The sequence below is a fragment of the bacterium genome (assembly GCA_040755795.1).
Lineage (GTDB): Bacteria > UBA9089 > CG2-30-40-21 > CG2-30-40-21 > SBAY01 > JBFLXS01.
The window spans coordinates 1-6,959 of record JBFLXS010000210.1 but is presented as its reverse complement, the minus strand read 5'-3'; the positions used below and the strand labels follow the sequence as shown (position 1 = coordinate 6,959).

Sequence of the window (6,959 nt, the reverse complement as noted above, 5' to 3'; positions counted from 1 at the left end):
GTGGGCATTTTTTTCTACAAACAGATTGCTCCTCTGGAGCAAATTTAATAAGCAAAAGATGGCAGAAAATGAAGTAAAGCAATGCCTGGGACCATAGATATAGCCTTAAGTCCTACGCAACGCTCTCCAAAGGACTACCTGACGGTTACGAAATTTTTTTGTTGACTCAGGATAAAATTTATACTAAAATACCTTCAGCATGTGCAAAAAGCAAATTCCTATCAGTAAATCCTTTGAATTTAACCTAAGAGAGTTAGCCGGCTCTATGGGTGATTTTGGAACACTTTTTCCACTGGCTATTGGTTATATTGTTATCTGTGGGCTTAATCCATCAGGATTCCTGGTGATGATGGGACTGGCAAATATCATTACTGGTCTTGTTTATCGTCTACCTATGCCTATTGAACCGATGAAGGTGCTGGCGGTAATGGCTATTGCCCAACACTGGTCACCATCAATGGTTTACGCCTCTGGATTTGCGATGGGTGTTATCTGGGGACTTTTTGCTCTAAGTGGTGCGGTTGGTTATTTGGCAAAGAGGACACCTAATTCTGTTATACGCGGTATCCAGGTAACATTAGGGATACTTCTGGCCATTCAGGCATTCAAAATGCTTTCGACCGGCTGGATAGTTGGTCTTATTTCCATCGTGATAGTATTGACATTACGACAAAATCGCTATGCCCCTGCCGCTGTTGTCTTGATATTTTTTGGTGTGGGAATGATGTTGGTCAAAGGACAGTTCAGGCAAGTTACTCCACCTGATTTTAGCCTGCCACCAATTACTTCCTTTCGCCTTGATGAAGTCTGGCAAACATTACTATTGGCAGGGTTTGCACAAATTCCGCTGACAATTACCAACGCCACGATTGCTACAGCTTCATTAATTAAAACATACTGGCCAGATAAATCGGTGAGTGAAAAACAACTTTCTTATAACCAGGGGATTATGAACTTGATTGTCCCATTTTTTGGAGGAATGCCTATGTGTCATGGTGCAGGTGGTTTAGCCGGTCAATACTACTTTGGGGCACGAACCGGTGGGACAAATATTATCGAAGGAATCCTTGAAATCGTAATGGGGTTGTTTTTAGCCTCTTCAATCGCTGGCTTGTTCACCTTCTTCCCTACCGCTATTATTGGTGCGATGATGTTTCTGGTCGGCGTAGAACTGACCAAATTTGCTAAAGATATTCATTTGAATAAAGACATAATCCCTCTAATAGTAACCATTGGTGTTTCCCTATTGACCAATATGGCTTGCGGTTTCTTAGCCGGCCTCATTGTTCACTACTTGAGTAAAAAATGGCTGGCAACAGAGCAAAAGAAAACCACTCACTAATGATAAAATGGTGATAATCCAGCCAATTTGTTCCATCAGTCCCTCTTCATATTTTAACTTCACAATGTAATTTTTCCCTGCTGGCAGATTGACCTTTATCAAACCCATTTCATCCTGACTAACTTTTAATTGAATATTATCAATGGACGCCTTCCACAAGGGATAATAGGAAATTTTGACCCCCAGTGTGGTATTTTGTTTTGCCTCTAATACTCGAATGTGAATTTCATCCATTTTCCCTTTAATAACCACTGCTTTATTATAATCTAAAAGGGAATATTTGTAGTTGGCAACATCAAAGAAATGAAACCTACCTATTTTTGTCCGTAATGGAAAATAGTCAGGATTGGCAAGAAAAAAAGAACGGACTTTATCCTCATATTTGCCAACAACAATCGTCGTAATATTCAACCGTGAACATATTTTATGTAGTCTTTGAACATCCACGCCTTCGTCATAGTTCATTCCAAAGATAGATTTATTATCAAATGCCTCAGCAAAATCTGTATTCTTATTTTGCTTACCACCATAATAAAGATAATTAGCCATTGGGGTATGAGCGGTCGGTATTCCTCCTATAATTTCTCGGCCAATAAAAACAGGTGTCAAGGCAAAAATATGGGTATGATATACCCCTTTCATTGGCCGGGATGAAGAGGTAAAAAGGATTCTACCTGGTGGTGAATCTTTTAAGGTATGGAAAATATTATTCATCTGGTAATATTTATCAAAATTTTCATAATAGGTGATACTTCCATAAGTATATGAATCTCTTGTTGGTGAATTCATAAAAGGAACAAGCAAAATGATAATCAGGCAAATAGAGGCAATGGAATAAATAGTTCTCCATTTTAACCAAATTAATAACTGCTCTATTCCAACAGCCGATAAAAGCAGTATTGAGAAGAAAAAATTATCTTTTAGCCTTGAAGGCTCAAGTAATTCGAGGTGAAAAAAATAACTTCCAGGGATGACGATTAAAATAATTAGAGGTAAAAAGCCTAATCGTAGATGTTTTTTATGTAATCCTGCAAGGGAGATTAAATATAATAAACAAAAGGGTTGTAATTGTTTAATCCAGGTAAAAATATCGTCTGGAGAAAAGTCCCAGATAACAGCCCGTCTAAGAAATTCCCGATGGGAAAATGCCGGTAATGACCAAAAACACGATATTCCAGAGGCTAAAACGAAGATAAGGAGTAAAAGTCCGATCGATTTTTTAGAAGGCGTCCCTAAAAGTATTATTGCCAGAATAGGCAACAAACAGCCCCAGGGATGGGTTAAAAGGCATAAACCTAATGTCAATCCTGTCCATATGGCATTTTTCAAGTTCCATGATAAGGCAAAATACAAGATAAGAGGTGCCAGACCAACCGCCAGTCGCATATTTAAGAATCCAATAATCATTCCGCCTTCAACATCACCACCAATGGTCATATTGGAATAGAGCATCATTGCCAGCGCGCCCAGTAAGGCACTGATTCGACTCAAACCTATTTTCTTGTAAAATAAAAGGCTGGTAATTCCCGGTAAGTAATAGGCAAAGATAAGAAGGAGTTTATAGATTATTTCTATGGGTAGTTGATGGAAGGTAATCAAGTCAATTGCTGTTCCAAAGATGATAAAACCTGGTGGATACAAATATAAACTGGGCTCTCCACAATTTATGAAGGGATTCCAATAGATGAGTTTATGAAAGATAGGCAGATTTATCTTTAATGTATCCCACAGGTATTGAATCCTGATAGGGTGGTCATTAACGATATAAAAATCCCATTCTCCCCAGAATCCCATACAAAAACAGCCGATGAGTAAAATGAGTAAAACTGGTAAGATAAAAGATTTTTTATTCATTCACCTCTTATCGCCTTTAAAATTTCCTTACCATGTCCATTTGAGCCAAGAACTTCTATGTTTTTACGCTTAATCATCTCAACTAATTCTTCCCGTGCTGGGCCAAGGTATTTTCTGGGGTCAAATTCTTTTGGATTTTCAGCCAGGATTTTACGCACCATCGCCGTGACGACAAGCCGTCCATCCGTATCGATATTGATTTTACAGACCGCACTTTTAGCGGCTCGGCGTAATTGATCTTCCGGGACACCAATAGCCCCGGATAGGTTACCACCATATTGATTAACTATCTCCACATACTTTTGTAAGACAGAGCTGGCACCGTGTAAAACGATTGGAAAACCAGGCAATCGCTTTTCAACCTCTTCAAGTATATCAAATCGTAAAGGTGGTATCGATTCACCAGGTTTGGGTTTGAATTTATATGCCCCGTGACTTGTCCCAATAGCAATAGCCAGAGAATCAACACCAGTTCGAGAAACAAAATCTTCTACTTGTTCAGGATGGGTATAGGTAGTCTTTTCTGCCTTTACTTCTTCTTCAATCCCGGCTAAAATTCCAAGTTCACCTTCAACTACCACATCTTTAGAGTGGGCATATTCTACGACCTGCCTGGTCAAAGCGATATTTTGTTCATAAGGATGATGCGAGCCATCAATCATTACTGAACTAAATCCAGTATCAATACAAGATTTACACAGCTCAAAGGTATCACCATGGTCAAGATGTAAGGTAATTGGGATTTCATTGCCACCCTCCTTAACCATCTCGACCACTCCCAGAGCCATATAACGGAGTAAAGTTGAATTAGCATATTCACGGGCACCTTTGGATACCTGCAAAATAACTGGTGAATCTGTCTCAACACACCCACGAATGACCGCTTGCAATTGCTCCATATTATTGAAATTATATCCTGGCACAGCAAAACCTTTCTCTATCGCCACCTTAAACATTTCTCTGGTTGTTACCAACCCAAGTTCTTTATAACTAACACTCATTGGTTTTTTTTACCTCCTTTTTCCTGAAAATAGTTTTTTCCCGCAAAGGACGCAAAGGTAATTTTTTCCCTTATTTCCCTTTGCGTTCTTTGCGTGCTTGGCGTGAAACTTCCTTTCCCCTGAAAATCGGAACTTGGGACTCGGGACTCGGGAAGGCTGGCAGCCACAGGCTTCCGTCTGATTTCACCTGAACCATCAAACCCATTTTCATCCCCGTTTGTGCCCACTCCCCGTGTAGATGGCCCCTGGGGGGCAGACCTCGCAAGGTCTGCCCCACCATCTCTCAAATTCCCATTCCTTTATGGCACTATGACTACTACACGGTCATAATACAGACTATCAAAATCTATCCCACCATTCATATTCATATCTACTCCAAAGTAGATAATGTAAGTCCCTGAAGGTAGAGGTGTGTTCAAGGTATTAAATGGAGGAGTCAGGTTAAATAAAGGTCCTTGATAACTAACCGTCAGACCTGGCACCCATGTATTTCCACTTACCTGATACCGATACCAACCAAAAGGTGTCTCTGCCACATGCCACCAATCTGCATTTTGACCGGCATAACCTCCTGAATTAAGTTCAATGGTGATTGATACTGTCCCTGAGGTAGTTATTGTTCCATCGGAGCCATTTGCCTTGATATCAGGGACAGGTGGTTGTATTTCCTCAACATACTCATCCGAGCCCATATCATAGCCTGCACCCTGTGGTCTTATATCACCATCGATGTCATCTGCAGGTGCATTTGCACTCGTGCCGGTATCGATACAGGGTGAATCTGCGGTTAAGTGATAATCACCACCACCAACAAACAATGGGTCAGCATCAATGTTGCCTTCTCCTGCATAACCGCCTTGGATATCAGAGTAGGTGATGTCTATAGAGCTGAGACTTAAATAGATTTCCTCTGGAGTATCACCCCATAGGATACTGTTGACAATTGTCGGCGAGGAGGAGTTCCCGCAACAAATCCCGCCGCCATAATTATTAGCTGAATTTCCACTGATGCTACAGTTGGTAATTGTCGGCGAGGAGGAGTACCAGCAACAAATCCCGCCGCTCATGTCCCTAGCTGAATTTCCACTGATGGTACAGTTGGTAATCGTCGGCGAGGAGGAGGAGCAAGAAATCCCGCCGCCAATAGAGTTAGCTGAATTTCCACTGATGGTACAGTTGGTAATCGTCGGCGAGGAGGAGTTCCTGCAAGAAATCCCGCCGCCGGCCCCAGCTGAATTTCCACTGATGGTGCAGTTGGTAATTGTCGGCGAGGAGGAGGAGCAAGAAATCCCGCCGCCGGCCCCACCGAAATTTCCACTGATGGTGCAGTTGGTAATTGTCGGCAAGGAGTAGTAGCAATAAATCCCACCGCCATAGTCAGCTCGTCCATTCTGTATTGTGAACCCACTCAGAACCGACTTAGTGTCCTCGCCAGATTTAAAGGTTACCACACTACCACTGGCATTGCCGTCAATTATGGTACTGGTTGTGCCATGGACAGACTCCACAGTGATACCTTTACCCAGGAAATTGATGTTCTCACTGTATGTCCCATCATCTACTAACACCGTATCTCCATCTACCGCCGCCGTAATTGCTGATTGAATAGTCGCATACTCTGATGGAACATGCAATACTGCTCCCTCTACCAGCACGCCATAACTCACCATTACTACAGTCAAACACACACTTTTTAAAGCTGTTATTAATGTCTTTTTCATTTAATCTTAACCTCCTTTTTTTCATAAGTAGAGAGTAGAAAGTAGAGAGTAGAGAGATTTTGGGACAGGTCATTTTAGTGTGAAATCTTGCGGTTGAAAAAAACCTGTTTTCCCTCACCTGATTACCGATTAATTACTCTCTTACTTTCCTTACCCAATGGTCAGTTTTACATCTGACCATTTTACAAAAAAGTTTTATCTCTTCATACTCATCACCTCCTTTTTATCCAGTTATTGTGAAAAATATTATTATATAGTATGCCACAGATATGGAATTATGTCAAGACAATTTTCTTCTGAAAATAATGTTAAAATAGCACACGGATAACGCGGATTTAACGGATTTTAGCGGATTTTTTCCATAATATATTTTTTATCCGCGAAATATCCGCAACATCCGCGTCATCAGCGTGCTATTCGCCTGAAAATCGGGACTCGGGACTCGGGGTTCGGGACTCGGGAAGGCTGGTAGCCACAGGCTTCAGTCTGATTTGGGTGTGGCTATTCTTAAACGACAAAAGAACCTTGTAATTACTGAAGTTATGTAAAAAGATAAAATGGAAAAACCTTATTTTTTGCAGAGATATTAACTATGGCCGGTGATATTTCTATGAAAAACAACCCTTTTGTTGGAAAAATCCATTGTTTGAGCGAAAAAAATACCCTTTTTGAACCTAAAAATAAGGTAAAAATTCCTTTTGTCCGTCGTCCAAAAGTAGCCACACCCATTTCATTCAAAAAATTATGCCAGATTTCAGGCAAATTTGAGGAAATTTGTCCTTTGAAAAACTCAACCTTTCGTTTTATATCTTCCTTAGAATTACAATCTTTAAAAAAAAGGTAAGCGTTCAGGTGGTGTAACAAAAGGAGATGTGGAGATTAAGGAGATATTATTATAAAAAAAATGGTAACTCTTCAGCCTGTAGGAAAGTAGGAGAGTAGGGAAGTAGGAAAGGGGAGACATTGTCCCCAGAAGAGGAATACCGTGCACATCCTTTATCCCTTTCCTACTACCTACTTGCCTACTATTTCCTCCTGAAA

At 40.7% G+C, this 6,959-nt stretch carries 6 protein-coding genes; 2 read left to right on the top strand and 4 right to left on the bottom strand.

The features are described from left to right. The first annotated feature begins 199 nt into the window (after positions 1-199). Entirely contained in the window at positions 200-1,342 is a 1,143-nt protein-coding gene (locus AB1414_13005) for a putative sulfate/molybdate transporter (GenBank protein MEW6608341.1), read from the top strand. Here the strand turns inward: AB1414_13005 and AB1414_13000 are convergent. The 3 genes from AB1414_13000 to AB1414_12990 all read right to left on the bottom strand — a co-directional run bounded on the left by AB1414_13000 (position 1,271) and on the right by AB1414_12990 (position 5,918). Continuing rightward, positions 1,271-3,196 (bottom strand): hypothetical protein, encoded by a 1,926-nt coding sequence (locus AB1414_13000; protein ID MEW6608340.1) that lies wholly within the window; start codon positions 3,194-3,196, stop codon positions 1,271-1,273. The genes AB1414_13005 and AB1414_13000 overlap by 72 nt on opposite strands. After that, positions 3,193-4,197 (bottom strand): class II fructose-bisphosphate aldolase, encoded by a 1,005-nt coding sequence (locus tag AB1414_12995; GenBank protein MEW6608339.1) that lies wholly within the window; start codon positions 4,195-4,197, stop codon positions 3,193-3,195. The genes AB1414_13000 and AB1414_12995 overlap by 4 nt, the downstream gene beginning before the upstream one ends. A gap of 299 nt (positions 4,198-4,496) precedes the next feature. Further along, positions 4,497-5,918 (bottom strand): right-handed parallel beta-helix repeat-containing protein, encoded by a 1,422-nt coding sequence (locus AB1414_12990; protein MEW6608338.1) that lies wholly within the window; start codon positions 5,916-5,918, stop codon positions 4,497-4,499. 592 nt (positions 5,919-6,510) lie between these two features. Between AB1414_12990 and AB1414_12985 the strand changes: the two genes are divergently transcribed. Further along, positions 6,511-6,762: a hypothetical protein gene (locus AB1414_12985; GenBank protein ID MEW6608337.1), complete on the top strand. Its 252-nt coding sequence runs from the start codon at positions 6,511-6,513 to the stop codon at positions 6,760-6,762. On the opposite strand, the gene AB1414_12980 is transcribed toward AB1414_12985, so the two are convergent. After that, on the bottom strand, positions 6,748-6,959 hold a 212-nt coding region (locus tag AB1414_12980), incomplete at its 5' end, for a hypothetical protein (GenBank protein ID MEW6608336.1). The genes AB1414_12985 and AB1414_12980 overlap by 15 nt on opposite strands.